The sequence below is a fragment of the Planococcus ruber genome (assembly GCF_022819085.1).
Classification (GTDB): domain Bacteria; phylum Bacillota; class Bacilli; order Bacillales_A; family Planococcaceae; genus Planococcus; species Planococcus ruber.
In genome coordinates this window covers 14172-41052 of the sequence record NZ_JALHAG010000004.1, presented here as the reverse complement: position 1 = coordinate 41052, position 26881 = coordinate 14172, and the positions used below count along the sequence as shown (strand labels likewise).

The following is a 26881-nucleotide window of genomic DNA, read 5'->3' as shown; positions in this document are numbered from 1 at the left end:
TTCCGAAAGAATTCTTCTCCGCATTCCCTTTTAATTTCGCATCGAAAACTTCTATGGTACAATTTAAACAGTACGTATAGGAGGGATTTCAGTGAAGAATCGTGATTTATTGATCGGCTTTGTTACAGGTGTAGCAGCCACTTTCATCATCAAAGAAGTGTATGACCGCAAAGAAAAGCTCTATCCTGCAGACGATGTATTAAGCAGTGTGAAAGCAGCATTTAAAGAAGAAGGTCCGATTGACGGCTCGTGGATTTTCATGAAAACCGAGCCATACAAACAGCATGCGATTACGACAGACGTTTATAAAGGCGGCATTACGCGCCACAGCCAGGATGAACTTGAGCAATTCGAATTCCTTGCAGATGCGTACACAGGCGCAGTTCTTGAAGTTACAAAAGTTTAAATATAAATGAGTAAAGGAGTTGTCCCAAATTGCTTTTGGGACAACTCCTCTTTTTATGGCTTCTGTTTATAGGCAACAGATTCGACGATTTCTTTGCCGTCGCTGCTCCATTTTAAAATGCGGAAATAGGCGTCGTGGTAGAAGGAGAAATAATAGCCTTTTTCCAACGCTTCTTTCATCAGCTTTTCTTTCGCAAAAATCGAATCCATTGGGTAGTCGTCATAGGCGAGGACCCATAGCGGATTCTGATGGGCATGCGTGGGCATAATATCTCCCATATGCAAAATCGTTTCCCCGCCGCTTTCCATTTTCACAACGCTGTGGCCGTTAGAATGGCCCCCGGTATGGATCATCGTAAAGGCATCGAACAAGGTCTTTTCCCCTTCAAATGTTTCCACTTGGCGGACGATCGGCTCCCAATTCTCTTTCCAATATGTATTTTTGGAACGGATATTCGGATGCTGCATTTCTTCCCATTCGACTGCAGAAACATGGATAGTCGCATTCGGAAAAACCGGTACGTACTGATCCCCCTGCAATTTCGTAAGCCCGGCAGCATGGTCGCCGTGCAAATGCGTCATGATGACCGTATCGATGTCTTTTAAAGTTAAACCGATTTCTTTCAAGTTTTCTTCGATCTGAGACTCTGAAGAAACCCCTAAATTGCGTTTTTGGCGATCGGTCAATTTTCCAGAACCGAGTCCGCTGTCAATGAGGACATTGTGCCCTTTATATTGAACTAGAATCGGATGGGTCGGCAATTCAATTTGATTGCCTTCATTGACCGGGTAGCGTTTTGACCAGACCACTTTCGGCACCACCCCAAACATTGTGCCGCCGTCCAGCCAAGTTGTGCCTCCGTCCAACCATGTTAATGCCATATCGTGAAATTGAAATTTCTCCACTGTAAATCCCCCTTGTGAATTAATTTGCTTGAAACTGCGCTTCCATCCGGTAAATCGGCTGGCCTTTTTTAGAGAACTTCTCTTCGTATTCCGTCATGATGTTCCATTCCGGCTCGTTAGCATGAAGATCAAGGGAAACGTTTTTCAACAGCATCCCGTATTCTGAAATGCTTACCAGTGAATACTCGAACAGGCCGCGGTTGTCTGTTTTAAAATGGATTTCGCCATCAGCCGGCAAAATTGATTGATAAATCTTCAAAAAAGATTCATGCGTCAATCGGCGTTTTGCATGGCGCGTTTTTGGCCAAGGATCGGAAAAGTTCAGATACAGGCGATCCACTTCCGCTTTTTCGAAGTAATCTGCCAGATTTTTCGCATCGACGCGCAGCAGCCGAAGATTCGGTACGCCTTCCGGACTTTCCAATACGGACTCAAGCGCCGTAACAATGACACTGTCGAACAATTCGATCCCGATGTAATTGATTTCCGGGTTCGCTTTTGCCATTCCGACGATGAAGCGTCCTTTTCCGGTGCCGGCTTCAATATGAAGCGGCTGGTCGTTGCCAAATTCTTGCTGCCATTTTCCTTTTAATAAAGTTGGATCTGGAATAACGATTTCCGGGTGCGATTCGATTAAATCCGCTGCCCATGGTTTATAGCGTGCTCTCATTTTGCATCCTCTTTCTTTCTTATAATGATAAACAGGCAACTTGCCTTCGTTCTCCTTATTACTGGATAACCTGCCATTTTGAAGCGCTCACAGCATACGTCACTGTTTCCGCCAAATCGGTCTTGGCAATCGCGTCTCCATCGACATGCCGGTGGACCGAATGATGCGGCGTCGCAGCAAAAATTTCTTTAGCGCTGAACTGGGCCACTTCCTTAAAACGTGTATGGGTTCCGCTAAAAACCGTACCAAAGACCAGCAGCAGTTTCAAGCGCGAAATTCCATGGACCACCGTTAATTCAAGCAAGCCGTCATCTGTTTTTGAATGGGGAGAAATTTTCATGCCGCCGCCAAAATACGGCTGATTATGGATGGTCGCAAACCAAACGTCCCTGAATTCTTTTTCCTCTCCATTAAGGTGGACCGTTAAATCGAATTTCTGAAAACGGATCAACGTTAGCACAACATACATCAAATAAACGAGTTTGCCGGCACTGATCCGGTTTAAATACTTTTTCAACCGGGAGCGGTTGACGACCTCACAGATTTCCGCATCAAACCCAATGCCGCTGCTGCTGACGAATTGATGCATTTCCCCATTGCTGAATTCGCCCAGATCTTCAACAGAACTTTTCGGCGACTTTAAAAAATCTGAAATTGCTGGACCGTCTTTAAATGATTGGAACCCTCTCCCAAAATCATTGCCAGACCCTGCCGCTACCGAGCCCACCACAAGATTTTTTGCTCCTGCTGCACCAATAGTGATTTCCCGCTGCGTGCCGTCTCCGCCAAAACCAATCACCAGATAGGAATCTTCCGATTGCTGCAATGACTTCACGATTCGAATGGCATGGCCCGCGTACTCCGTGATTTTCGCTTCAAAAGGAAAATCCAGTGTTTTTTTAAACGTTCTCCACTTTTTCATGGCATTGCCGTTCCCGGCTGCTGGATTGATGATAAATAATGTTTTCATATGGCCTCATCCCGGCGCCTTACACGCCTTCTTTCAAATGATAGGTATATTCCTCAATATATTTCGGTTTGTGTCCAGGAGCGATGCGGAAAATCGCAAAGCTGTCTACTGGAAAAGTGAGCGGTTCAAGCTGCCAATCCGGTTCGATAGGCGGACCGCCTTTCCATTTCGCCGCTAGCGTAATATGGGGCACGAATGGCTTTAAATCCGGATTCATCTGAAATTTCAAGATTTTTTCTTTTACGTTCGCCTGCAGTTTTCGGAGCGCTTCGCTTTCCTCCACAGCTGCATAAACGATGCGCGGCGTTCCCGGGTTCCCGAAAAAGCTGATGCCGTTCATCGTCAACTCAAAAGCGGCAGCATCGATTTCTTTTAAAGCCTCCGCTGCTTGTGCAATTTCTTCGTGTGGAACGTTGCCAATAAACAAGAGAGTCAAATGCATATCTTCTGGTGCCGTGTAGCGTTTGTGGCGATCCATCCCCCAAGAACTTCTGGCCTGCTCCAAAGCAGCTGCAGCAAAAGCAGGAATTTTGATTCCAATAAAATAATGGGCTTCCATCAGCTTCACCTCTCTTCAGTCTACCATTTGCAGCAGAACAAAAAAATAGCGGCCGGCTTTTGCCGGCCACTTTATTAAGATTTTACGGTCAATTTAAGGTTTGCTTCAAAAGCTTCCTGCAATTTGCGGGTAAGTTCTCCAGGAACGCCCTCTCCGATTTGCTGCCCATCGATCTGGACAATCGGCATAACCTCAGTCGTCGTTGAAGACATGAAGAACTCATCCATTTCAAGCGCTTGCGTTTTCGTGAAGGCAAGCTCTTGGACTTCGATGCCAAGATCTGCACATAAGTTTAAAATTACGCGGCGGGTGATGCCGTTTAAAATTAAGTTCGTTGCCGGATGCGTATACAGCACTCCGTTTTTCAAACCGTACATATTGGAAGAAGACCCTTCTGTGACGACTTCGCCGCGGTGAAGAATGGCTTCAAAACAACCTGCTTCGTACGCTTCTTGTTTCGCCAGGATATTTCCAAGCAAGTTCAGGCTCTTGATATCGCAGCGCAGCCAGCGGACATCTTCGATAAATTTCGCATGGACACCCGTTTCCATCAATTCAAGCGGACGCTCCAGCTTTTTCGGATAGGCAATGAGCACAGGCGCCGTATCGGATGGGAATTGGTGCTGGCGCGTATACGCTCCGCGTGTAAGCTGCACATACACCTGCCCATTTTCGATTTCATTCATTTCCACCAAATCGTACATCAATTTATGGAAGACGTCTTTTGTGTAAGGAATGATGACCTTAATCTTTTCCGCACTTTCATAGAAGCGGTCGATATGCTCTTCCGCCGTAAATAGATTGCCTTCATACACACGGATCACTTCGTAGATCCCGTCGCCGAATTGATAACCCCGGTCTTCTTTTGAAATGTTCAATTCCTCTTCACGAATAAATTCATCATTATGCAATATCCAATCCATCAGCAGTCCCTCTTTTCTCAATTTCATTTCTTATTTTTTGCAAGCTAATTCATAGATGGCTTCTGCGTAAATCGCAGTCGCTTTAATCAAATTGTCGATATCGACAAATTCATCCGCTTGATGGGCAACATCTTGTTCACCTGGGAACAGCATCCCGAAAGCTACGCCTTTGTCTAGAACGCGCGCATAAGTGCCGCCGCCGATCGCTAAAAGATCAGCTTTTTCGCCGGTTTGCCGTTCATAGGCTTGCTGCAGCGTCTTGATGAACGGATCGTTTTCATCAACATGATGTGGAGGGGAATTGGATTCAACCGTCAATTCGTATCCGAGCAGCCCCACTTTCTTCACTTGCTCTTCGAACGGGTAAGTGATCGAATAGCGCATGCTGATTTCTACAGTCGCTGTTTCATTTCGTTCAAAACGGAAAATTCCGGCGTTGAACGTCGTGTCTCCAGAAATGTCATCACGGAATGCCAGACCTAAATTACGCCCGCGAGAGTCCTGATAAAAATTAGCAGAAATGAATTCGGTGAATTCCTGGCCATCTCCAGTTAAATGATCTTTTAAAAACAGTGCCAGGAGAATTCCAGCATTTACTCCGTGGTCCGGCTCCATCGCATGGGCTGACTTTCCAGAAAGGAGCAATTTGACGCCTTCACCTTGTTTTTCAGCCGACCCTGAAACGGAGTGTTTAGTGCAGAACGTTTCAAAGGCTTGCTGCCAATCGGAAAGGCCGCCTTCGACAACCGCTTCAGCCAAGTCCGGCACCATGTTCGTGCGTTTGCCTGAAACGAAAGAAATCAATTCATCCGGCATCTCCCAAATGTTTTTGGAAAGACGAAGGCCGGCAATTCCTTTTTCTGCATTGATGATTGGAAAATCTGCATCCGGTGCAAACGCAATCGTCGGCATTTCTTCAGTTTCAAAATAGCGGTCGACGCAGCGGAAGCCGCTTTCTTCATCTGTTCCGATAATTAAGCGAACCCGCTTTGAAAATTCAAAGCCGGCTTCTTTGACGATATTTAAAGCGGCCCAAGCAGCAATTGTCGGACCTTTATCATCGATGGCGCCTCTGCCATATAATTTGCCATTTTCAATTTCACCGCCAAAAGGCTCTTTTGTCCAGCCATCGCCAACAGGAACCACATCGACATGCCCTAAAATCCCAAGCAGTTCTTCGCCCGTGCCGATTTCCAGGTGTCCGGCAACATCCGCCACATTTTTCGCTTCAAAGCCCTTTTCCTCGCCTTTCGCTAAAAACCAGTCGAGCGCTCGTTTAACTTCCTTGCCAAAAGGGGCATCTGGTGCTGTCTCTTCACTCAGCACACTCGGAATCGCGAGCAATTGCCGCAATTCGGTAATTATGCTTTCTCTTCGTTTTTCCGCTTCTTGTAGCCAGTCCATAATTCACTCCCCTTTTTTGATTAAAGCTATTGTACACCTTTTTAGATTTTTTTGAAGGAAGATCCTGAAAATCTCCTGAAAAATCCTGATTTCATATATTAAGATTGTGTGAAATCGGTAATAATTATGGATATTCTATTACTTTTTCGATATAATCAAATTGTCAGATAATAGATTTGGCATATTTATTAAGAAAAGGGGCTGTCTTTGGCATTTATTTCAAAACCGTTGAGTATACCTCAACAATTCGTCCGCTAGTCTTTGCCTATGGGAAAAAAGATGAAGGAGTGGTTCTCTTACATGAAACCTACAACTGATCGTATGCTCATTCGAATTAAAGATATGTATAAGTACATCCGTGACAACGGAACTGTAACTACGCAAGATCTTGTCGATGAATTCGGCATCACTCCTCGCACCATTCAAAGAGATTTGAATGTGTTAGCCTTCAACGATTTGGTGACGAGTCCAACTCGCGGCAAATGGACAACGACGCATAAAAAGGTGAAGATGACTTCCTGACGGAAAAGCGCAAGCACCCGCTAAGCCGCGAAAAGCGCTGGAAGGCTTATCGGAAATGGCGGTTTTTGCCATTTTAGATAAGACTGAAGCGATTCGAGAGGCTGGGTGCTTGCGCCTGGACATGAAAAGCGCAGGAAAATCGTACAGACAGCTCAAGAAACCTTCTTAGACAAAGAAAATGACCGCAAAGGCTGCGGTCATTTTCTTTGTTTTAATTGCTCTATTTCTTCTTCTGCCAAATGGCGGTATTCGCCGAGTGCAAGCGCCGGATCCAATTCCAGCGGCCCCATCGATAGACGCTTTAAATACGTGACTTCCTTCCCCACGCTTTGGAACATCCGCTTCACTTGATGGAATTTGCCTTCCGTAATCGTCAATTCAATTTCGGAGACTGCTCCGCTTTTCAGGATTTTCAGCACAGCCGGTTTGGTTTTATAGCCATCATCGAGGACGACGCCGTTCTCAAAAGCCGCACCGTCTTCTTCCGTAACTTCTCCGTCTATGATAGCAAAATACCTTTTGTCTACATGTTTCTTCGGTGACAGGAGTTCATGGGCAAGTTTTCCGTCATTCGTCAGCAAAAGAAATCCTTCGGTATCTTTATCCAGGCGCCCGACCGGAAACGGCTCAAAGTTCTGTTCTTCTTCCTCAAGCAGATCGATGACCGTTCGGTCGTATTTATCTTCCGTCGCCGAAATCACGCCTTGCGGTTTGTTCATCAGCAAATAGATGAATTCTGCATATTCTACGCGTTCGCCGCCGACCGTCACTTCATCCGAAAGTTCGTTGATATGGACTTTCGGGTCGCGGATTTCTTTCCCGTTCACTTCGACCGCTTTTGATTTCAGTAAAATTTTCACTTCTTTTCTGGAGCCATACCCCATATTCGACAAGAACTTATCGATGCGCATGTCTTCCTCCTAGAATCCGAATTTTCTCGTGTATTTTGTTAAACGCTCACCCAATAGTTTTTGGGCAATTCCTGTTTTCAATCCAAGATAGCCGTAAACCGCCCCGCCAATTGCTCCGACAATCAGGATACGGAAAATCGAATGGAGTTTTGTATCCATATCAATGAATACATCGACTCCGGCTAAAGCTGCAAAAACCGCAATCGCCATGACGATGTTCATCAAAACGATCAGGAATAGCCGGCGCAGCACCATATTCGAACGGTAATTCATGGTCACTTTAATGACCGCTAAATTCATGCCGATTGCGACGACATAGCCGATAATGGTGGCAGCGATCGCCCCGTCTGTTTCAAAGCGTTCGATCAATGGAATATTCAACGCCAATTTCAATAACAAGCCGACCAATAAATTCAGGATAATCCATTTTTGCTGGTTGATCCCCTGCAAAATAGATGCGGTAACCGGGAACAAAGCGAAAAGAATCGCTACCGGCAAGTAATGCGACAGCACTTCAGAACCCATATCGCTGATTTCGTAGAAGATATGGTAAAGCTCATCGGACAAGAGCGTCATTCCGACAACTGCCGGAAGCGTCAAGAACAAGAGAATCTGGAATGTCTGATCAAGTGTCCGGTTTACCGCTTTATGGTCATTGATTGTAAAATATTTCGTGATCAACGGTATGAGCGCCATGGAAAATCCAGTCGCAAGCATAACCGGGATCATGACCAGTTTATGCGTCTGGAAGTTCAGCATACTCAAATAGATGCTTGAGTTTGCCGCTCCTTCCGTAACGGCCATTGCGTTATTGAATGTTAGCATGTCGACAAATTGGAATAACGGATTGGCGATGCCCAAAAACACGACCGGAACCGCATAGATTGCGATTTCCTTATACATATCGCGCAGACTGACATCATAAGATTCAACCGAGTTCGCACGCAGCTGATTGTATTCCGGTTTTTTCTTTTTCCAATAATAAAATAGGACAAGGACCCCGCCGAGCGCGCCGACAAAAGCGGAAAGCACTGCAATCTGGACCGCAGTTTCCGGCGTTCCGCCAAAAACGTTCAAGACAAGATAAGCGCCTGCAAGCAAGAACACAATGCGCACAATCTGCTCGATCAATTGCGAGACAGCGGTCGGCATCATGAAATTATAGCCTTGGAAGAATCCGCGGAACAAGCTCATGAATGGCACAACCAGCAGCGCAAAGCTGACCCATTGGATCACTTCTTTCACGTCTGCAACTGTGTGGACTTTATCATTTGAATCGATGGTGATTTCCGCCAGCGGGCCGGCAAATAAATACAGGAAGACAAATGCAGCAAAGCCGGTGACCATCATTGTGGTCAATCCCGATTTCAACAGCCTTCTTCCGGTTTCATAATCACCAAGCGAATTGTATTTGGCGACAAATTTCGAAAACGCAATCGGCGCTCCCGAGATGGCCAGCGACAGCATCAAATTATAAGGTATGTACGCATATTGGTACAGGCCGATATTTTCTTCTCCGACCATGCCGTAAAATGGAATAACATATAGGACTCCGAGGATTTTTGACAGAAATAAACCTAAGGTTAAAATGGCGGTTCCTTTAATGAGTGATGACATTTTGCACTTCCTGACTTGTTCATTGTTAAAAGCAATCTACACGATAGTTTACACCTATAGAAGAAATTACTCAACGAGTTTCGACGCATCGTGTATACTGTAAGAAAAGCGGAGATGCCTGTTCAGCTCCGGCAGGCATAAGACGGAACAGCGAAGCGGCGCTTTTTGCCGCACAGCTGGGCTGGCTTATGACCGAGGAGCTAGGCATCGGAGTCTGGACAAAGAAAAGCGCAAGCGCCCATCTAGCCCCGACAAGCGCTGGAGGTCTTTCAGGTAATGGCGCTCTTGCCATTACCTGAAAGACCGAAGCGACTCGAGGGGCTGGTCGCTGGAGTCTGGACACCAAGAAAAGCGGAGATGCCTGTTCAGCTCCGGCAGGCAAGAGATGAGCCAAAAGAAGTTTGGCTCATCTCTTTGCGACGAAGTACGAAGTGCTGCAGGAGCAAGAGGGAGTTAACAAGGATGCCCTATAAGCGGCGCTTTTTGCCGCTGAACTCTAAACATTAAATCCACTTCCTTTATTTTCTAAAATCAAAACGAAAGCGAGTTCTTCTATTATGTATGACGTTATCATTATCGGCGGGGGTCCCTCAGGATTGATGGCTTCCATCGCCGCTGCCTCATCAGGGCAGCAGGTTTTACTGATCGAAAAAGGCAAAAAGCTCGGAAAAAAACTGGTCATTTCCGGCGGCGGACGCTGCAACGTGACCAATCGGCTGCCGCTTGACGAAATTGTGAAAAATATCCCGGGCAACGGCCGATTCCTGCACAGCCCGTTTTCCGTCTTCAACAACGAAGACATCATTTCCTTTTTTGAAGGCTTAGGCGTTGCTTTAAAAGAAGAAGACCATGGGCGCATGTTCCCTGTGTCCAACCGGGCGCAAGACGTAGCCGATGCGATGTTCCGCGAAATGGACCGGCTGAACGTGAAAGTCATGCTGGATTCGCCGGTCAAGAAATTGTTGATGACCGATGAAAAAGTGACGGGCGTCCGCCTGCATTCCGGTGAAGAATTTACAGCCAAAGCCATTGTCGTCGCAGTCGGCGGAAAAGCTGTTCCGCAAACCGGCTCAACGGGCGACGGCTACCCGTGGGCTGAAAAAGCGGGCCACTCCGTTACCGACTTGTACCCGACCGAAGTGCCTTTATTATCAAAAGAGCCGTTTATCGTCAGCCGCGAACTTCAAGGGCTCGCACTGCGCGACGCCGCAGTGTCCGTATTGAATAAAAAAGGGAAAAACTTGGTGACCCACCAAATGGATATGCTCTTCACCCATTTCGGGCTTAGCGGGCCGGCGGTGCTTCGCTGCAGCCAGTATGTCGTCAAAGAAATGAAGAAAAATGGCGGCGAGCCGGTGGAGATGCGCATCAATACCTTGCCGGAGGAAAATGCCGAATCCGCGTTCCAACTGCTTCATAAAATGATGAAAGACGAACCGAAAAAAGCGGTGAAAAATGTCTGGAAAAGCATTACGCAAGAGCGCTGGCTGCTGTTCTTAATGGCGCGTGCAGGCATCGACCCGCAAGCGGTCGGTGCAGAGCTTGCCAGCGACAAAGTGCGGGCTTTCGCCCAGCAATTGACGGCGTTTTCGATGAACGTGACCGGCACGCAGCCGATCGAAAAAGCGTTCGTCACCGGCGGCGGCGTCTCAATCAAAGAAATCGAGCCGAAAACGATGGCTTCGAAGAAAAAGCCCGGCCTTTATTTCTGCGGCGAGATTTTGGATATCCACGGCTATACCGGCGGCTACAATATTACGTCCGCGCTCGTGACCGGAAACGTTGCCGGACGCAGTGCCGCAGCTTTTGCAGAAGAACTGAAAGTGACTAATTGATGACAAAACCTGTTTGCTTCCGAGCAAATGGGTTTTTATTTTAGGCGTTTTCGGAGTTATTTGCGGAATCCTTGTGGTTGTTTACGGAATTTCCTGTTTTATTTGCGGAATCCCACGGTTTGCTTGCGCAATCGCTTATTTTGTTTGCGGAATCCGGGAGTTTATTTGCACAAAGAAAAAACCTGCCGGGAAATTCCCGGCAGGTTTTGCTGTTTTATCCGACGACCACGTTGACCAGTTTTCCTGGTATCGCGATCACTTTACGGACTTGCTTGCCTTCTGCAGCTTTCTTGACATGCTCATCCGCAAGTGCTGCCGCTTCCAGCTGTTCTTTCGTGCTGTCTTTAGAAATCACTAGTTTCGTTTTCACTTTGCCGTTCACTTGCACGACCACTTCGATTTCATCATCGACCATTTTCGATTCGTCGAACGTCGGCCACGCTTCATACGTCACCGTTTCGGTATGGCCCAATTTCTCCCATAGCTCTTCTGCTACGTGCGGAGCGACTGGCGACAACAATTTCACAAAGCCTTCAACGTATTCTTTTGGAATCGCGTCAGCCTTATAGCCTTCGTTGATAAAGACCATCATTTGCGAAATCCCGGTATTGAAACGAAGCCCTTCAAAGTCTTCCGTTACTTTCTTCACGGTTTGGTGATAGACTTTTTCCAGTTTGCTGTCGTTTGCATCGACGATTTTCGCGCTCAATGCATCTCTTTCTTCATCGATGAACAAACGCCATACACGGTCAAGGAAGCGGCGTGCACCGTCAAGTCCGTTTGTTGACCAAGCAATCGAAGCTTCAAGCGGACCCATAAACATTTCGTAAAGGCGAAGCGTGTCTGCTCCGTGGCTTTCGATGATCTGGTCCGGGTTCACCACATTGCCTTTGGATTTCGACATTTTTTCATTGCCTTCTCCTAGGATCATTCCTTGGTTGAACAGTTTCTGGAACGGCTCTTTCGTCGGAACGACGCCAAGATCGTAAAGCACTTTATGCCAGAAGCGCGCATACAATAAATGAAGGACGGCATGTTCCGCTCCGCCGATGTAAACATCAACCGGAAGCCAGTGTTTCAACAATTCCGGATCTGCTAACATTTCGTCGTTTTTTGGATCGATATAGCGCAAATAATACCAGCAGCTTCCTGCCCATTGCGGCATTGTGTTTGTTTCGCGGCGGCCTTTCATACCGGTTTCCGGATGGACAACATTGACCCATTCCGAAATATTCGCAAGCGGCGATTCGCCTGTTCCGCTCGGTTTGATATCCGTCGTTACCGGCAGCATCAGTGGCAAGTCTTTTTCATCGACCGGCGTCATGGTGCCATCTTCCCAGTGAATGATTGGAATCGGCTCACCCCAATAGCGCTGGCGGCTGAACAGCCAGTCACGAAGGCGATACGTAATTTTCTTCTCGCCGACGCCGTGTTCTTCAAGCCAAGAAATGGCTTTGGCGATGGCTTCTTTTTTGTTCAAGCCGTTCAAGAAGTCCGAATTGATCAATTCGCCGTCGCCTGCATAGGCTTCTTCAGCGACATTTCCGCCGGATACCACTTCGACGATCGGCAAGTCGAATTGCTTCGCAAATTCATAGTCGCGTTCGTCATGCGCCGGTACCGCCATGATCGCACCTGTTCCGTAAGTCGCAAGCACGTAGTCCGCAATCCAGATTGGCATTTTTTCGCCGCTTACCGGGTTGATTGCGTAAGATCCTGTGAACACACCGGATTTCGATTTCGCCAAATCAGTGCGTTCCAAATCGCTCTTCGTTTTCACATCATCGATGTATTTTTCAACTGCCGCTTTTTGGTCTGCTGTCGTGATGGAAGCGACCAATTTATGTTCTGGTGCAAGAACCGCATAAGTGGCACCGAAAATCGTATCCGGACGTGTGGTAAATGCGCGGAATGAGTGCTCCGTACCTTCTACCTTAAACTCCAATTCCGCTCCTTCAGATTTCCCGATCCAGTTGCGCTGCATATCTTTCAAGCTGTCCGGCCAGTCCAGCTCTTCCAAATCTTCCAGCAAACGGTCCGCATATTCCGTAATGCGCAGCACCCATTGGCGCATTGGGCGGCGTTCAACCGGATGCCCTCCGCGTTCAGAAACGCCGTCGACCACTTCTTCGTTGGCCAGAACCGTGCCAAGCGCCGGACACCAGTTCACGGCCACTTCATCTACATACGCCAAGCCTTTATTGTAAAGCTGGATAAAAATCCATTGTGTCCATTTATAGTAAGACGGATCGGTCGTGTTGACTTCGCGGTCCCAGTCATACGAAAATCCAAGTTCCTGGATTTGGCGTTTGAACGTTTCAATATTCTTCGCCGTAAATTCCGCCGGATCGTTCCCTGTGTCGAGTGCGTATTGTTCTGCCGGAAGGCCGAATGCATCCCAGCCCATCGGATGAAGGACGTTATAGCCCTGCATGCGTTTCACGCGGCTCAAAATATCCGTTGCCGTGTAGCCTTCCGGATGGCCCACATGGAGTCCAGCTCCAGATGGATACGGGAACATGTCCAATGCGTAGAATTTCGGTTTATCAAAATCGGTTTCCATTTTGAACGTTTTGTTCTGTTCCCAGAACTTCTGCCATTTCTTCTCGACTGTCTTGTGCTTGAATGTCATCTCAAATTCCTCCTCAAAATAAAAACTCCCGCCCCTCATCTTCATAAGGGACGGGAGTCTCCCGCGGTACCACCCAAATTAGCGATTGCTCGCTCAACTTGATTCCTTAACGCGGAAAACGGTGTATCTTACTTGGTTTCACATACACGGACTCCAAGGCGAGTTCAATTGCTCCAGACACCGGCTTGCACCACCCGCCGGCTCTCTACAGAATGAAAACAATTTACTGATCCTCTTCACTGTCATAGGTTATTACCCTTTATTTTAGCGGAACCGCCGTTTTTTGGCAATAGCTCAGGACACTTTCACGTTCTCGGCATTCAGCGGAGCATCCGTCGAATCAATGATATCCTGGACGCTGAAGCCTTCAAACACTTCCGTCAGCACCAAACCGTCCGGCGTCACTTCGATGACGGCACGATCCGTGATGATTTTGTTGACCACGCCTTTGCCTGTCAGCGGCAAATCGCACTGTTTTTTGATTTTCGGGGAGCCGTCTTTCGACACATGGTCCATGATGACGATGACTTTTTTGGCGCCGTGAACCAAGTCCATCGCGCCGCCCATGCCTTTGATCATTTTCCCGGGGATCATCCAGTTGGCCAAGTCCCCATTTTCAGCAACTTCCATTCCGCCTAAGATCGCTACGTCAATATGGCCGCCGCGGATCATGGCAAACGATTCAGCACTAGTGAAAAAAGAGGAGCCTTTGATCGTTGTCACGGTTTCTTTTCCGGCATTGATCAAATCAGGATCCACTTCCTCTTCTGTCGGATAAGGCCCGATGCCGAGCAATCCATTTTCCGACTGGAGCACGACGCTTTTATTGTCGGAGATGAAATTCGCCACCAATGTCGGCATGCCGATCCCTAAGTTTACGTAGTCCCCGTCCTTGATCTCTTTTTCTGCACGTCTCGCAATTCTTTCTCTTACTTGGTTTTTATCCATCGCTGCACACATCCTTTCTTAGACCGAACGGGTCGTTAGCCGTTCAATGCGTTTTTCCTGTTTCGCCTGCAATAAACCTTGCACATAAATGCTCGGTGTTTGCACGTGGTTCGGGTCGATGTCGCCGGTTTCGACGATTTCTTCGACTTCCGCAATCGTGATTTTTCCAGCGGCTGCTGCCAGCGGGTTGAAATTCTGCGCCGTTTTGTTGTAGACAAGATTCCCCATCTTATCCGCTTTATGCGCACGCACTAATGCGAAATCGGCACGGAGCGCATGCTCCAGTACATATTCCTTGCCGTCGAATTCACGGATTTCTTTTCCTTCAGCGACCGTCGTACCGACGCCAGCCGGTGTGAAAAACGCCGGAATCCCTGCTCCGCCTGCGCGCATCTTTTCAGCTAATGTACCTTGCGGCGTCAATTCCACTTCAATTTCACCGGACAGCACTTGGCGTTCAAATTCTTTATTTTCTCCTACATAAGAGCCGATCATTTTCTTAATTTGTTTATTTTTTAATAACAACCCAAGCCCCCACTCATCGACTCCGCAGTTATTCGAAATGACGGTCAAGTCCGTTACCCCTTTGTCGACCAACGCCAAAATCAGCTGTTCCGGAATCCCTACGAGCCCAAACCCGCCAACCATAATTGTTGCGCCGTCTTGAATCTGTTCCACCGCTTCGCGTGCGGATCCATAAATCGGTTTCATTTCAGCCATCCCCCGTTCTTTCCATTGACAGAATTATGTAAATAAAAAACGCTTTCACTTTCAATTTAAACAAAGTCTCAGCCAAAAGGCAATACAGGGACCCAAAACCAAAAGGAATAACCTCTGCTGCAATTTTTACAAATAAAAAAGAAGGCCCGTTTCCGGCCTTCTTCTCCATTTCCTCAACTATACTTTTCTTGAAGCTGCTCTGCCAGTTCTTTTTTCAACGGACGGTCATATAGCAAGGAAGTGACAATGGCGATTGCCACCAATACCGTCACGAGCACAAATAATGCCGGCATCCCGTAGACGTCGACCATGACACCGCCGAGCAGCGGCCCGACCATGCGCCCACCGGTTGCGACGCTGTTGACGATCCCTTGATAAAATCCTTCACGGCCTTTCGGAGCAAGCTGATTCGCAAGTGCCGGCACAGCAGGCCACACGAACATTTCCCCGACGGTCAAAATGGCCATTGCCACAATGAACATCGAGAAATCTTGCGCAAATGCAACGACGACATAAGAAACCATCATGATCAAGATTCCGATAATCAATTGCTGCTTGATATTGTCTTCAATGCGTTTCATGATCGGACGGATAAACGGCTGCCCTGCGACAATCAGGAACCCATTCAACGTCCATAAGAAACTATACTGCGTCAATGTGATCCCGATTTCCTGTGTATAAGCAGAAATCGTTGACTGCCACTGCACATATCCGACCCAGCAAAGAAAATATCCGGCAGAAACAATCATCAACGCATTGAAAGGCGCCCGTTTCCGTATTTTTTTTCCTTCATTGATCACAGAAGTATGGGACAGCGGAGAAATTGACATCGATTTGAAGCCGAATAAAGCGATGAAAAAGAATAGGATATACATCGCTAAGTTCGCTCCGAATATATAGTCGAAGCTATAGGCAGCTAAAATTCCCGCCATCGCAGGCCCAATCGCTACCCCGACATTCTGAGCCAAGTAAATGGCATTAAACGCTTTGCGGCCGCCTTCCGGCCAGACTGTCCCAACCATCGCGTACATGCTCGGGAAAACGATTCCCCCGCTAAAGCCAATGATGGTATAAAAAACGACAAACGGCAAAAATTCATGCCAAAGCGTCAAACCCGACAATGCAAGAATGGTGATGATAATCCCGCTCATAATCGATTTGTAGCCGCCGAATTTATCAAACAGCGCCCCGCCAAGCAAATTCCCGATAACAGCTGCCCCGGCGTTGCCCATTAAAACGAGCCCGGCAAGCGACAACGATTTCCCTAAATGATCGTGCATATATATAGTAGTCAATGGCCATAAAAATGAATTCCCTGTGACGTTGACGAGCATTCCAATGATTAATAGCCATACGCGTTTCGGCATGTCAATTCTTCCCTTCGAACTAAATTCCAAGAGTCATTGTATTCCTTTTGGACCGTCTCTACAAGAGAAATTAACCGATACCCTCAAAGACAGATTTTTCTGCCGTTGAAGCGCTTTTTTAGCCCGTGCTACAATAGTGGAAAGAGGAGTTGTTAACGATGGAAATGAGCTTACCTTTTTCTTCTGACGGCAAACGCTATTACACATGGAATCGCCATTTGCGCGACCATTTTGGATTTAAAGTGATGAAGATTGCACTCGATGCCGGCTTTGATTGCCCCAATCGCGATGGCACAGTCGCGCACGGCGGCTGCACATTCTGCAGCGTTGCAGGATCGGGTGATTTCGCTGGAGACCGGGTCGATTCCATCCCCGTCCAATTCGAAAAAATAAAAGAAAAAATGCACCGGAAATGGAAAGACGGAAAATATATGGCGTATTTCCAAGCTTATACGAATACACATGCCCCGCTTTCGGTGATCAAAGAAAAGTTTGAAGCGGCGCTGGAACAGGAAAACGTCATCGGATTGAGCATCGCAACACGCCCGGACTGCCTGCCGGATGATGTCGTTGACTATCTCGCGGAATTAAACGAACGCACCTATCTTTGGGTGGAGCTCGGCTTGCAGACGGTCCATGAACGCACCGCGCTTCTTGTGAACCGGGCGCATGATTTCCCTTCGTATGTGGAAGGCGTCACAAAACTTCGGAACCGCGGCATCCGCGTCTGCACCCATATCATCAACGGCTTGCCCTTGGAAGACCGGGAGATGATGATGGAAACCGCCCGCGAAGTGGCAAAGCTAGACGTCCAGGGCATCAAAATCCATCTGCTTCATCTATTGAAAGGAACGCCGATGGTGAAGCAATATGAAAAAGGAATGGTTGAATTTCTGGAAAAGCAGGACTACATCCATTTGGTCGCAGATCAGCTCGAAGTGCTGCCGCCTGAAATGGTCATCCACCGGATCACTGGAGACGGCCCCATCGATTTGATGATCGGACCGATGTGGAGCGCCAATAAATGGGACGTTCTAAACGGCATTGATGCGGAACTTGAAGCCAGAAATTCTTGGCAAGGAAAAAATTACCGGGAGCGTGTCAATGCATGACCTTGCAGCGAGTATTGCCTTATACAAAATTCTTACTGGAACAAGCGGTTGAAGCCGGCGACCACGCCATTGACGCGACTGCTGGAAATGGCCACGATACACATTTTTTGGCCGGGCTCGTCGGTGATGCGGGCAAAGTCTTCTCATTTGATATTCAGGAAGAAGCGATCCAAAACACGAGAGAACGCACAGCGGGATTTTCCCAGGTCGAATTGATCCATGACAGCCATGCGAAGATTTCAACCTACGTAAAAGATCCCGTTGCCGCGGCCGTATTTAATCTCGGCTATTTGCCAAAAGGCGACCACAGCATCATTACAAAATCCCAGTCAACATTGGCGGCTATCAGCCAATGTCTAGGCTTATTGAAACCAAAAGGCGTTGCGCTGATTGTCATTTATTCGGGGCATGAGGGCGGCAGCGAAGAACGGGATGCGGTTATGGATTATGTTGTCCAATTGCCGCAGACTTCTTTCGACGTTTTGCAGTACGGCTTTATTAACCAGCGCCACTCCCCGCCATTTTTGGTGGCAATCGAGAAGAAATAGGAAAAAGAGGCAATGCTCAAATGGCATCGCCTCTTTTCTTTCTCTTCATTCATTGAACATCTACTTCGACGCGGCCATCTTCCCAGATGCGAATGGGCTGGTAGCTCTTCAAAAAATCGAAGGGAATATTCCCTGTGGAATTCATTTCCGTTACCCCTTCAATGTAGGCGGCTTCATCAATAATCAATCGGTAGAAATAACAGGTTTGTTTGCCTCCATCTGCCGATTCTTCAAATACGATTTTTTCGCCATACTTTTCTTCAAAATAATGAAATGCCGCCTCGTGACTTTTAAATGCCGGCATTTCAAGAGCTTCTTGCTTCGCAATGCGTTGTAATTCAGTCATGCTTATCCCTCCGCTATCTCTCATTCCGTACTAGTTTAACTGAATACTTCATCCGCCGTCACTCATTAAACGGAAACGGCAGCTCATCGCTGAGCAGATATTGGTATACTGTTTGATAAGACCCTAATAACCAGAATGAAGGACGGGATGGATTGAAAAACTTAACCACCACAGGTGAATTTATTTATACATATGCCTATCATCAAGACGAAAAAGACTTATGCCTACTGGAGATGCGATCTTTCTTCGGAGAAGATACGGAGGAAAAAGTCTTAAAAAGCAACCGGAAAATCGAGCCCAGCAGAAGCCCCTTCATCAAGGAGCGGATTGAATTGCTGTTTGAAGCGCCTGCACTTGCTGATATCGTCTATCAGGCGGCTAATATAAACATGGGGAGTGCCACGTTTAAAATCATTTTTCCGAAATTGAACGGCTTGGCCCCTGCTGATCAAGTCGACTACACAGAAAAACGCGGCATCGAACGGCAGGTAGGCTTTGTCATCAAAGGAAAAGCAGATGTCCATCAGCCGGACGTCGTTTTCGGGTTGATCCTGTTCGGCGGCCGTTGGTATTTCGGCCACTACCTGCAAACTGAAGCTGTCTGGTTCAAGCATCAGCAAAAACCGCGCGAATACTCGACAGCTCTCAGTACAAAAGTGGCGCGGGCGCTTGCCAATATTGCCGTACCGGATCCAGCTGGAGTGAAAGCGATCGATCCTTGCTGCGGCATTGGCACCGTACTCGTCGAAGCACTGTCAATGGGGATCGATATTGTCGGGCGCGACATCAATCCCCTTGTCGTCGAAGGTTCGCGCGAGAATATTGAACATTTCGGTTTAACGGGTGCTGTCGATTTAGGCGCCATTGCCGACATCAAACAGCAATACGATGTCGCCATCATCGACATGCCCTATAACCTCTACACGAATGCTACAAAGTCTGAGCAACAAGAAATTCTGAAAGACGCGCTGCCGGTCACCGAAAAATTGCTTGTGGTGACGATTGATCCGATCGACTACATGATCGATGAAGCCGGGTTTTCGATCACCGACCGCTGCTTGGTGAAAAAAGGCCTGTTTCTTCGAGAGATTCTTGTTTGCGAAAGAAGCAAGAGGTTGCAAGAAGCTTAAGCAATTATCAGTTCCGCACAATGAAGAAAGCACCCGGTGAATATTCTCCGGGTGCTTTTCTTTTACTCCTCTAATGCGCCAACATATCACGGACTAGCCCTTCTGCATCTAAATTTGAAGGATAATAAGTTGGCCAGTGCGTAACTTCTTCCAGCAATTCTTTCCGGTCCTCTCCCCAATACAAATGGAAATGGGAAGATTTGACCGGATAGATATGGTGGTCGCTAAACTGGATAAAGGCAGGTGCTTGTTCGGAGCCTGCCGTCTTTTTGAAAATAAAACGGACCCCGCGATTTCCTTTTTCATACGTAAGAATTTCATAGCCGTCTGAGGCATACTCTCCTGAATATTCCTCTTTCCCATCAAAAAATGTCACACTCTCGTCTTTGATTAACACCCGATCGATATTCGTTTTGTAGCCGGTTGTGTAGTATTGTTTGTATTCTTCCGCTGTCATATCACCAGTTTCAGCTTTGTGTGCAAAAACTTCATCTAAATCCCCTGAAACGAGATAAGGGTAAACAGATTGCCAATCCCCTTCCCAATCCGATAATCCCCGGTCCGCTACTTGTTCGTCTTCAAAATAACCGTCATAGATTTGAGTCGTGGCTTCATCATGGACATGATGGTCATCAATCACAATTTCGGCAGGTGCCGACTGGACTTCTGAACCTTTTCCCTCACCGTAGAAGACCGCTTTGATTTCTGCTACTTCACTCGTTGCTTTTCCGGTAAAACCGGCTGATTCCTGTCCAGAAATCATTTCCCATTCATCGGAGCTGCTAGCCCTGCTGTACCAGAGCCAATGGCCGCCTTCAGCTTCTTCTTTTAAGAATGCTGTCAGCTCGATTTTATCTCCTGTATGATAATGTGCTGCCAGCCCTTCAATCAATACGCCTTTAGGCACTTCCTGATCCGATTTTTCGCTTTCTGAATGAGCCCGCTGCTCAGTGGCGCTGCCCGTGTTTGTTTCGTCAGTTGACTGGCATGCGGCTAATACTAAAACTAATAGCAATAACCCGAATCCTTTTATTGTTTTCTTCATTTTCTATTCCTCCTGAAATTAAATGTCTTATCTTTATGTACAGTCTTTCAAAACCCAATTGCCTTTCTTTTTTATTCGTAATCATTACGTTTTGTGAAACTTTAAAAATTTTTCCCATTCTTATACATCAAAACCCTCAGCTCAATAAAAAATTCTGATTCGCTCCTTTTAAACATTTTTTACAAATTGTAATCATTACGTTTTAAAGATTATATTTTTTGCTTCCTAATTGCAAGCCTTTTTTTATTTTCTAGGGCAATAAAAAAACATCCGCAAATGTTGAAAACATTTTACGGACGTTTATTCGTCTTAAGAAGCGATTCGATTTTTTCAAAAGCAAATCGTTTAATTGCTTTATTTGCTTTGCCGTTTCTGCATTTCTTCTGCCACTAATCGGTAAGAAGTTAATTTATCCGCGAAATCATACGCAATGGTCACGAGCATCAATTCTTCTGCACCATAGCCTTCTGCCAACGCCTCCAAAGCATCGGCCACCTTTTCCGGCGTCCCGACAATCATCCGTCGGCGGTTTTCTTCCACCAGCAGGCGTTCGAATTTCGAATAAGGATAATTGAATGCGCGCTCTGGTGGCGGCGTACCGTTTGACGGCATTCCCTGTGCCCCCATAGCTAAAGACAAATCCATGGAAGATGCCACCCACTCCGCTTTCTCTTCCGTTTCTTGGCACACAACGAAAATTGCCACACCTTGATATGGCTTTGATCCATCCTTTGACTCGAAACGTTCGCGGTAGGTTTTGGCAAAACTTTGGCCGCCTTCTCCGTTGATGAATTGGGCGAACATATAAGATAAGCCTTTTTCAGCAGCGAGTTGCGCAGAACTTTGGCTAGAGCCAAGCACCCACACAGGCGGCGCTGACTTTGTCACCGGCGTTGCTTTCATGCCGTAGTAGGGATGGTCTTCCGGAATCCGGTCTTCCAAATACATGCGCAGTTCATCTATTTGAGTGGGAAAACGGTCTACATCCCGTTTCCGGCCTTCATTCAGCGCGTAGCTCGCCCGCGGCATTCCGCCCGGCGCCCGCCCAACACCGACGTCAATCCGTCCCGGATATAAAGTTTCAAGGAGCTTAAAGTTCTCAGCCACTTTAAAAGAAGAGTAATGCGGCAGCATGACCCCTCCTGAGCCAAGCCGAATTGTATTTGTCATTGCCCCCAAATGGGATATCAATATTTCCGGTGAAGAACCTGCGAGCGTCATAGCATCATGGTGTTCGGAAACCCAAAATCTCGTATAGCCCCATTTCTCTGCCATTTTTGCGAGCTTCGCTGTTTCTTTCAGCGCTTCCTGGGGTGTACGGCCCTCTGAAATCGGCGATTGATCTAATATACTAAAGGCTAAAGCCATGTCATCCCTTCTCTCACAAAACTTATTGCACCACGTATCCTAACGAACGCAAAACATTTTTGATGAATAAATGCGAAGAAATGAAAATGTCTTCGCGTTCAGGCTCCTGGAATAAATCATGGTAGCCGTTTGTCCATTCTTTATAGCTGAATTCCTTCAGGTTCTGCTGTTTGAGCCAACGCTTCGCCATTTCTTTATCGGTGATGTTGTCCCGTTCTCCTGTATGGATGAACACCGGAATATCCGGAAATGCCCCTTTGCTTTGGGCCAGCTGCTTTAAATACGATTGAAGTTCATGATACCAGCCAACTGAAATCTCAGTCCTGTAGAAAGGATCCTCTTTTTCCTGCTCAATCACTTCCTGGTTCTTGGTCAATTCTTCAATGGAAATATGGTGATTGATCTTTACTCGGGATGTTACTTTATGGAAGCCGGTCAAGGCATTCGAGAATTTAGAAGGGGTCTTGATCAATTGCAGCCAAGGCGATGTGAAAATAGCGCCGGCGATGTTTATTCTATTTTTGGAAAGCACACCCATCGCGAGAGTCGCACCTAACCCATGGGCCACGATAAATACCGGCAATTCATTTTCCATCGCGACTTTCACAGCTGTTTTGATGGATTTCTCATATTCGTCAAACGATTCCCGGTGAGCGCTCTCATTTCCAGCATTTTCGCCATGCCCGGGCAAATCGCCCATGATGACGTGGAAGTTCTCGCCGCGCCATTGATCGATTTGCCAGGCATAGCGCAGATGATGTTCATATGCACTGTGTACAAGGACCACTACCGCTTTCGCCGGTCCGATCGATTCCCATTTCCACATGTATTGCCCCCCTTTCCTTAGCGCAGCCTGCAACGCCCATTTGACCTTTGCGCTTATTTTGATAGGATTAATATTATCTTATCTTTTTTACTGGAGGTTTTCCATGATTTACCCATTCAAAGACAAGCATCCATCTATTCATCCTTCGGCTTTTATCGCTGACCATACAACGATTACAGGCGATGTTGTAATCGGTGAAGATTCATCGGTTTGGTTCAATACCGTCATCCGCGGCGATGTCGCCCCTACGGTCATTGGCAAGAAAACCAATATCCAGGACCTGTGCATGCTTCACCAAAGCCCGGGGAACCCGCTGATTTTGGAAGACGAAGTGACCATCGGCCATCAAGTGACTTTGCATAGCTGCAAAATCCGCAAAGGGGCACTAATCGGAATGGGTTCCATCATCCTAGACGGAGCAGAAGTTGGAGAAGGTGCATTTATCGGCGCGGGCAGCCTCGTTCCGCAAGGCAAAGTCATCCCTCCTGGCATGCTGGCATTTGGGCGGCCGGCAAAAGTGGTGCGCGAGCTGCGCGAAGAAGACATCGAAGACATGCAGCGCATCGTCCGCGAATACGCTGAAAAAGGCGCTTACTATAAATCGCTCCAATAAAAAAAGACGGCTGAGCAAAATTTGCTCAGCCGTCTTTTCTCTTTATTATTGGGCGGATTGCTCTTTCAAAGCAGCTGCTTTGTCCGTGCGCTCCCACGGAAGGTCGATATCCGTGCGGCCGAAGTGGCCATAAGCTGCCGTTTGTTTGTAGATTGGACGGCGAAGATCCAACATTTTGATGATGCCTGCTGGGCGAAGATCAAAGTTTCCGCGCACAAGCTCAATCAATTTGTTTTCTTCTACTGTGCCTGTTCCAAATGTATCAACGGCAATTGATACGGGATGTGCGACGCCGATTGCGTAAGCAAGCTGCACTTCACAGCGTTCAGCAAGGCCGGCTGCGACAATGTTTTTCGCTACATAGCGAGCGGCATAAGCTGCCGAACGGTCCACTTTCGTTGCGTCTTTCCCAGAGAAAGCTCCGCCGCCGTGGCGTGCATAGCCACCGTAAGTGTCTACGATGATTTTGCGTCCTGTAAGGCCGGCATCTCCTTGTGGTCCGCCGATAACAAAACGGCCAGTCGGGTTAATGAAGTATTTTGTTTCTTCATCGATCAAGTGTGCAGGAACCACTTCGTTGATGACATATTCTTTAAGATTGCGCTGGATTTGCTCAAGCGTCACTTCTGGGTGATGCTGCGTCGAAATGACAATCGTATCTACACGCAATGGTTTATTGTTTTCATCGTATTCGATCGTTACTTGCGTTTTCCCATCCGGGCGCAAGTAAGGAAGAATTTCTTCTTTCCGCACTTCTGCAAGGCGGCGCGCCAATTTATGCGCCAAAGCAATCGGAAGCGGCATGAATTCTTCGGTTTCGTTTGTTGCATAGCCGAACATCAAGCCTTGGTCCCCTGCTCCGATATCGTCCATTTCTTTATCTGTCATTTGGCCTTCACGCGATTCAAGCGCTACATTGACTCCGGCAGCAATGTCCGGTGATTGTTCGTCAATCGCTGTCAAAACGGCACTTGTTTCAGAATCGAATCCGTATTTTGCACGGGTATAGCCAATTTCGCGAACGGTTTCACGAACGACTTTCGGAATATCAACATACGTAGAAGTCGTGATTTCTCCTGCGACTAAAACGAGTCCAGTCGTTACGGTTGTTTCGCATGCAACGCGTGCATTTGGGTCTTCTGTTAAAATGGCATCCAAAATGGCGTCTGAAATCTGATCGCAAATTTTATCCGGATGCCCTTCTGTTACTGATTCTGACGTGAATAATCGACGGTTTGTCAAAATGTGTTCCTCCTTAGATCCTGCGAGATTGCTCTCGAAATTGATACGGTACTCGTTTCCCATGTCAAGTCCGTTCCCAAAAGGGATTGAACTTTAAGCCGTTGTGGCTCTTGCACACGAGGATTAAGGGCAAAATTTCATAAAAAAATCCCTTCCATCATTTGCATGAGGAAAGGAGAAATCATCAGCAGCACCTTTCACTCTTATCATCCAAGGCCTAAAAGCCTTGCTACAGGTTTGGCACCATCGCTGCAAATCGCAGCAGGTTGCCGGGTTTCATTGGGCCTGACCCCTCCACCAGCTCGGAATAAGAGTATCCGTTCAATTTTTCATCATACGGAATGTGCAAAGCGATGTCAACGTTTTAATGACCATCTGTTTGAATAAAAGATATTATGGGTTTATTGGCCTTCAAAAAGCACATTATTTTCGTTTTTTTCGATTCCATCCGTTATTAGTATAGACTATTTAATACAATGTGTTATACTAATCTTCGAATATACATCCTCCCCATTCGCAATGGGAATAACCGAAAAGGAAGGTACATATAAATGAATCCAGTGAATATTAAAAACAACCTAAAGGATCTTTTAAATGGCCAAAACGTGCACGTCCAATTATCAGTTCCACAATTAGTGGAAGCTGCAACATCCCGTGGGGAAGCGGTATTGACTCGAGAAGGCGCTGTAGCAGCTGAAACCGGCAAATATACAGGCCGCTCGCCAAAAGATAAATACATCGTTGATGAAGCGATTTCGAGAGACAAAATAGATTGGGGCAATGTCAATCGCCCGATTTCTTCTGAGATTTTCGAGAATTTGTATGCGAAAGTCATCGACCATTTGAAGCAAAAAGATGCGTTATATGTATTTAAAGGCTTCGCCGGCGCAGACCACGAATCACGCTTGGCGATCCAAACCATCAATGAATACGCGTGGCACAATCTGTTTGCGCATCAACTATTCATTCGCCCGACAAAAGAAGAGCTGGCTGCGCACGAAGCGGAATTCACGGTTGTCTATGCACCGACATTCCATGCGGATCCTGCGGTTGATGGAACAGATTCTGAAACGTTCATCATCGTTTCGATGGAAAAGAAAATCATTTTGATCGGCGGAACAGAATACGCAGGCGAAATGAAAAAATCCATCTTCTCGATTATGAATCACATCTTGCCGGAAAAAGGGATTCTTCCGATGCACTGTTCAGCGAACGTCGGCAAAGATGGGGATGTTACGTTGTTCTTCGGATTGTCCGGTACAGGGAAAACGACCTTGTCAGCAGACGGCGACCGCAAATTGATCGGCGACGACGAGCACGGCTGGTCGGATAACGGCGTTTTCAATATCGAAGGCGGCTGCTATGCGAAGACCATCAATTTATCGCGTGAAAACGAACCGCAGATTTATGACGCGATTCGTTTCGGATCGGTTCTTGAAAATGTTGTTGTAGATCCGGAAACGCGCATCCCTGATTATGACAATGGTTCCCTAACTGAGAATACACGAGCAGCTTATCCGATTCAAGCAATCGATAATATTGTAGACCCGTCTGTAGGCGGACACCCTAAAACGATCGTGTTCTTGACGGCGGATGCATTCGGCGTATTGCCTCCGATCAGCAAACTATCAAAAGAACAGGCGATGTACCATTTCCTAAGCGGCTATACATCAAAGCTTGCCGGTACAGAACGCGGAATCACGGCACCTGAAGCAACATTCTCAACTTGCTTCGGTTCACCATTCCTCCCGCTTCACGCAACGGTGTATGCTGAAATGCTTGGTGAGAAAATCGACGAGCACAATGTCGATGTTTTCCTAGTGAATACAGGCTGGACTGGCGGCGAATACGGCGTCGGAAACCGCATGAAGCTTTCTTACACACGGACGATGGTGCGTGCAGCCATGAAAGGCGAATTGCACAACATTGAAACCGAAAAAGAAGCGATCTTCGGCTTGGAAATTCCAAAAGAAATTCCAGGAGTTCCGACTGAAGTGTTAAATCCGCGCCATGCATGGGCAGACAAAGAAGCATACGATCAAAAAGCAAAAGAACTTTCATCTAAGTTCCAAGACAACTTCAAAAAGTTCGGCACAGTTGATCCAGCGATCAGCCAACTTGGCGGACCGGCTCCACTGTCATAAGCTAAAAACGGAAAGAAGCTCTCCAGTTAATATGGAGAGCTTCTTTTCAGGTTCTCGTGAAACTGGTTGAATTGGAGTATCTGCTTCTATAAACCGCACTTCGGCGCCATGGACAAGG

The 26881-nt window shown here is 47.1% G+C and carries 25 protein-coding genes, 1 riboswitch and 1 other annotated feature; of the genes, 8 read left to right on the top strand and 17 right to left on the bottom strand.

The features are described 5' to 3' along the window. Positions 1–91: 91 nt before the first annotated feature. On the top strand, positions 92–406 hold the full coding sequence (locus tag MTR82_RS08100) for a PepSY domain-containing protein (protein ID WP_052652073.1): 315 nt from the start codon (positions 92–94) through the stop codon (positions 404–406). A 53-nt stretch (positions 407–459) separates the two neighbouring features. On the opposite strand, the gene MTR82_RS08095 is transcribed toward MTR82_RS08100, so the two are convergent. The 6 genes from MTR82_RS08095 to pepV all read right to left on the bottom strand — a co-directional run bounded on the left by MTR82_RS08095 (position 460) and on the right by pepV (position 5837). Next, on the bottom strand, positions 460–1311 hold the full coding sequence (locus MTR82_RS08095; RefSeq protein WP_246808650.1) for a YtnP family quorum-quenching lactonase: 852 nt from the start codon (positions 1309–1311) through the stop codon (positions 460–462). A 19-nt stretch (positions 1312–1330) separates the two neighbouring features. Continuing rightward, positions 1331–1981: a tRNA (guanosine(46)-N7)-methyltransferase TrmB gene (trmB, locus tag MTR82_RS08090; RefSeq protein ID WP_246808649.1), complete on the bottom strand. Its 651-nt coding sequence runs from the start codon at positions 1979–1981 to the stop codon at positions 1331–1333. A gap of 58 nt (positions 1982–2039) precedes the next feature. After that, positions 2040–2951 carry a diacylglycerol/lipid kinase family protein gene (locus MTR82_RS08085; RefSeq protein ID WP_246808648.1) on the bottom strand — a complete coding sequence of 304 codons (912 nt, stop codon included), beginning with the start codon at positions 2949–2951 and terminating at the stop codon, positions 2040–2042. A 19-nt stretch (positions 2952–2970) separates the two neighbouring features. Continuing rightward, positions 2971–3510 carry an RNA 2',3'-cyclic phosphodiesterase gene (thpR, locus tag MTR82_RS08080; RefSeq protein ID WP_246808647.1) on the bottom strand — a complete coding sequence of 180 codons (540 nt, stop codon included), beginning with the start codon at positions 3508–3510 and terminating at the stop codon, positions 2971–2973. Between the two features lie 74 nt (positions 3511–3584). Then, a complete protein-coding gene (gene dat, locus MTR82_RS08075) occupies positions 3585–4433 on the bottom strand; it encodes a D-amino-acid transaminase (protein WP_246808646.1) in 849 nt (282 codons plus the stop codon). Between the two features lie 30 nt (positions 4434–4463). Then, complete coding sequence (gene pepV / locus MTR82_RS08070) at positions 4464–5837, bottom strand: dipeptidase PepV (protein ID WP_246808645.1); 1374 nt, start codon at positions 5835–5837, stop codon at positions 4464–4466. A 300-nt stretch (positions 5838–6137) separates the two neighbouring features. Between pepV and MTR82_RS08065 the strand changes: the two genes are divergently transcribed. Next, positions 6138–6359, top strand: coding sequence for a DeoR family transcriptional regulator (locus tag MTR82_RS08065; protein ID WP_052652080.1), 222 nt, complete (start codon positions 6138–6140; stop codon positions 6357–6359). Between the two features lie 197 nt (positions 6360–6556). Here the strand turns inward: MTR82_RS08065 and MTR82_RS08060 are convergent, their stop codons facing one another. Then, a complete protein-coding gene (locus tag MTR82_RS08060; RefSeq protein WP_246808644.1) occupies positions 6557–7270 on the bottom strand; it encodes a pseudouridine synthase in 714 nt (237 codons plus the stop codon). 9 nt (positions 7271–7279) lie between these two features. Then, a complete protein-coding gene (locus tag MTR82_RS08055) occupies positions 7280–8887 on the bottom strand; it encodes a putative polysaccharide biosynthesis protein (protein WP_052652082.1) in 1608 nt (535 codons plus the stop codon). A 557-nt stretch (positions 8888–9444) separates the two neighbouring features. Here MTR82_RS08055 and MTR82_RS08050 point away from each other — a divergent pair. After that, a complete protein-coding gene (locus tag MTR82_RS08050) occupies positions 9445–10722 on the top strand; it encodes a BaiN/RdsA family NAD(P)/FAD-dependent oxidoreductase (RefSeq protein ID WP_246808643.1) in 1278 nt (425 codons plus the stop codon). A 214-nt stretch (positions 10723–10936) separates the two neighbouring features. On the opposite strand, the gene leuS is transcribed toward MTR82_RS08050, so the two are convergent. The 4 genes from leuS to MTR82_RS08030 form a co-directional block, all read right to left on the bottom strand. Further along, positions 10937–13354: a leucine--tRNA ligase gene (leuS, locus tag MTR82_RS08045; protein WP_246808642.1), complete on the bottom strand. Its 2418-nt coding sequence runs from the start codon at positions 13352–13354 to the stop codon at positions 10937–10939. 43 nt (positions 13355–13397) lie between these two features. Then, positions 13398–13603, bottom strand: a binding site (T-box leader). A 45-nt stretch (positions 13604–13648) separates the two neighbouring features. Then, a complete protein-coding gene (locus MTR82_RS08040; RefSeq protein ID WP_246808641.1) occupies positions 13649–14302 on the bottom strand; it encodes a 3-oxoacid CoA-transferase subunit B in 654 nt (217 codons plus the stop codon). An 18-nt stretch (positions 14303–14320) separates the two neighbouring features. Further along, positions 14321–15013: a CoA transferase subunit A gene (locus tag MTR82_RS08035; RefSeq protein WP_052652086.1), complete on the bottom strand. Its 693-nt coding sequence runs from the start codon at positions 15011–15013 to the stop codon at positions 14321–14323. 182 nt (positions 15014–15195) lie between these two features. Then, a complete protein-coding gene (locus tag MTR82_RS08030) occupies positions 15196–16389 on the bottom strand; it encodes an MDR family MFS transporter (RefSeq protein WP_246808640.1) in 1194 nt (397 codons plus the stop codon). A 158-nt stretch (positions 16390–16547) separates the two neighbouring features. Here MTR82_RS08030 and mnmL point away from each other — a divergent pair, with 158 nt between their 5' ends. Next, on the top strand, positions 16548–17501 hold the full coding sequence (gene mnmL, locus MTR82_RS08025; RefSeq protein WP_052652088.1) for a tRNA modification radical SAM protein MnmL/YtqA: 954 nt from the start codon (positions 16548–16550) through the stop codon (positions 17499–17501). Further along, positions 17498–18049, top strand: a complete 552-nt coding sequence (gene mnmM, locus MTR82_RS08020; RefSeq protein WP_246808639.1) for a tRNA 5-(aminomethyl)-2-thiouridylate-methyltransferase MnmM — start codon at positions 17498–17500, stop codon at positions 18047–18049. Before mnmL ends, mnmM begins: the two co-directional genes overlap by 4 nt. A gap of 49 nt (positions 18050–18098) precedes the next feature. Here mnmM and MTR82_RS08015 read toward each other — a convergent pair whose 3' ends face one another. Further along, positions 18099–18395, bottom strand: coding sequence for a hypothetical protein (locus MTR82_RS08015; protein WP_246808638.1), 297 nt, complete (start codon positions 18393–18395; stop codon positions 18099–18101). A gap of 152 nt (positions 18396–18547) precedes the next feature. Between MTR82_RS08015 and MTR82_RS08010 the strand changes: the two genes are divergently transcribed. Beyond that, positions 18548–19525 (top strand): TRM11 family SAM-dependent methyltransferase, encoded by a 978-nt coding sequence (locus tag MTR82_RS08010; RefSeq protein ID WP_246808637.1) that lies wholly within the window; start codon positions 18548–18550, stop codon positions 19523–19525. 70 nt (positions 19526–19595) lie between these two features. Here MTR82_RS08010 and MTR82_RS08005 read toward each other — a convergent pair whose 3' ends face one another. From MTR82_RS08005 to MTR82_RS07995, 3 genes are all read right to left on the bottom strand, one after another. After that, a complete protein-coding gene (locus tag MTR82_RS08005; protein WP_246808636.1) occupies positions 19596–20570 on the bottom strand; it encodes a ZinT family metal-binding protein in 975 nt (324 codons plus the stop codon). A 354-nt stretch (positions 20571–20924) separates the two neighbouring features. Then, complete coding sequence (locus tag MTR82_RS08000) at positions 20925–21938, bottom strand: LLM class flavin-dependent oxidoreductase (protein WP_246808635.1); 1014 nt, start codon at positions 21936–21938, stop codon at positions 20925–20927. Positions 21939–21960: 22 nt separating this feature from the next. Then, positions 21961–22764: an alpha/beta fold hydrolase gene (locus MTR82_RS07995; protein ID WP_246808634.1), complete on the bottom strand. Its 804-nt coding sequence runs from the start codon at positions 22762–22764 to the stop codon at positions 21961–21963. Positions 22765–22867: 103 nt separating this feature from the next. Here MTR82_RS07995 and MTR82_RS07990 point away from each other — a divergent pair, with 103 nt between their 5' ends. Then, the gene (locus MTR82_RS07990) at positions 22868–23377 is read left to right on the top strand and encodes a gamma carbonic anhydrase (protein WP_246808633.1); all 510 of its coding nucleotides are present in this window, start codon (positions 22868–22870) and stop codon (positions 23375–23377) included. Positions 23378–23422: 45 nt separating this feature from the next. On the opposite strand, the gene metK is transcribed toward MTR82_RS07990, so the two are convergent. Continuing rightward, the gene (gene metK / locus MTR82_RS07985; RefSeq protein WP_246808632.1) at positions 23423–24619 is read right to left on the bottom strand and encodes a methionine adenosyltransferase; all 1197 of its coding nucleotides are present in this window, start codon (positions 24617–24619) and stop codon (positions 23423–23425) included. A gap of 200 nt (positions 24620–24819) precedes the next feature. Next, positions 24820–24933, bottom strand: a riboswitch (SAM riboswitch). 237 nt (positions 24934–25170) lie between these two features. On the opposite strand from metK, the gene pckA reads away from it, so the two are divergent. Further along, a complete protein-coding gene (pckA, locus tag MTR82_RS07980; RefSeq protein ID WP_246808631.1) occupies positions 25171–26763 on the top strand; it encodes a phosphoenolpyruvate carboxykinase (ATP) in 1593 nt (530 codons plus the stop codon). Positions 26764–26881 lie beyond the last annotated feature (118 nt).

Coding starts and splice junctions, on each gene's coding strand:
- trmB (WP_246808649.1), bottom strand. CDS start 1,981: ATGAGAGCACGCTATAAACCATGGGCAGCGGATTTAATCGAATCGCAC.
- MTR82_RS08085 (WP_246808648.1), bottom strand. CDS start 2,951: ATGAAAACATTATTTATCATCAATCCAGCAGCCGGGAACGGCAATGCC.
- thpR (WP_246808647.1), bottom strand. CDS start 3,510: ATGGAAGCCCATTATTTTATTGGAATCAAAATTCCTGCTTTTGCTGCA.
- dat (WP_246808646.1), bottom strand. CDS start 4,433: ATGGATTGGATATTGCATAATGATGAATTTATTCGTGAAGAGGAATTG.
- pepV (WP_246808645.1), bottom strand. CDS start 5,837: ATGGACTGGCTACAAGAAGCGGAAAAACGAAGAGAAAGCATAATTACC.
- MTR82_RS08065 (WP_052652080.1), top strand. CDS start 6,138: ATGAAACCTACAACTGATCGTATGCTCATTCGAATTAAAGATATGTAT.
- MTR82_RS08060 (WP_246808644.1), bottom strand. CDS start 7,270: ATGCGCATCGATAAGTTCTTGTCGAATATGGGGTATGGCTCCAGAAAA.
- MTR82_RS08055 (WP_052652082.1), bottom strand. CDS start 8,887: ATGTCATCACTCATTAAAGGAACCGCCATTTTAACCTTAGGTTTATTT.
- MTR82_RS08050 (WP_246808643.1), top strand. CDS start 9,445: ATGTATGACGTTATCATTATCGGCGGGGGTCCCTCAGGATTGATGGCT.
- leuS (WP_246808642.1), bottom strand. CDS start 13,354: ATGACATTCAAGCACAAGACAGTCGAGAAGAAATGGCAGAAGTTCTGG.
- MTR82_RS08040 (WP_246808641.1), bottom strand. CDS start 14,302: ATGGATAAAAACCAAGTAAGAGAAAGAATTGCGAGACGTGCAGAAAAA.
- MTR82_RS08035 (WP_052652086.1), bottom strand. CDS start 15,013: ATGAAACCGATTTATGGATCCGCACGCGAAGCGGTGGAACAGATTCAA.
- MTR82_RS08030 (WP_246808640.1), bottom strand. CDS start 16,389: ATGCCGAAACGCGTATGGCTATTAATCATTGGAATGCTCGTCAACGTC.
- mnmL (WP_052652088.1), top strand. CDS start 16,548: ATGGAAATGAGCTTACCTTTTTCTTCTGACGGCAAACGCTATTACACA.
- mnmM (WP_246808639.1), top strand. CDS start 17,498: ATGACCTTGCAGCGAGTATTGCCTTATACAAAATTCTTACTGGAACAA.
- MTR82_RS08015 (WP_246808638.1), bottom strand. CDS start 18,395: ATGACTGAATTACAACGCATTGCGAAGCAAGAAGCTCTTGAAATGCCG.
- MTR82_RS08005 (WP_246808636.1), bottom strand. CDS start 20,570: ATGAAGAAAACAATAAAAGGATTCGGGTTATTGCTATTAGTTTTAGTA.
- MTR82_RS08000 (WP_246808635.1), bottom strand. CDS start 21,938: ATGGCTTTAGCCTTTAGTATATTAGATCAATCGCCGATTTCAGAGGGC.
- MTR82_RS07995 (WP_246808634.1), bottom strand. CDS start 22,764: ATGTGGAAATGGGAATCGATCGGACCGGCGAAAGCGGTAGTGGTCCTT.
- MTR82_RS07990 (WP_246808633.1), top strand. CDS start 22,868: ATGATTTACCCATTCAAAGACAAGCATCCATCTATTCATCCTTCGGCT.
- pckA (WP_246808631.1), top strand. CDS start 25,171: ATGAATCCAGTGAATATTAAAAACAACCTAAAGGATCTTTTAAATGGC.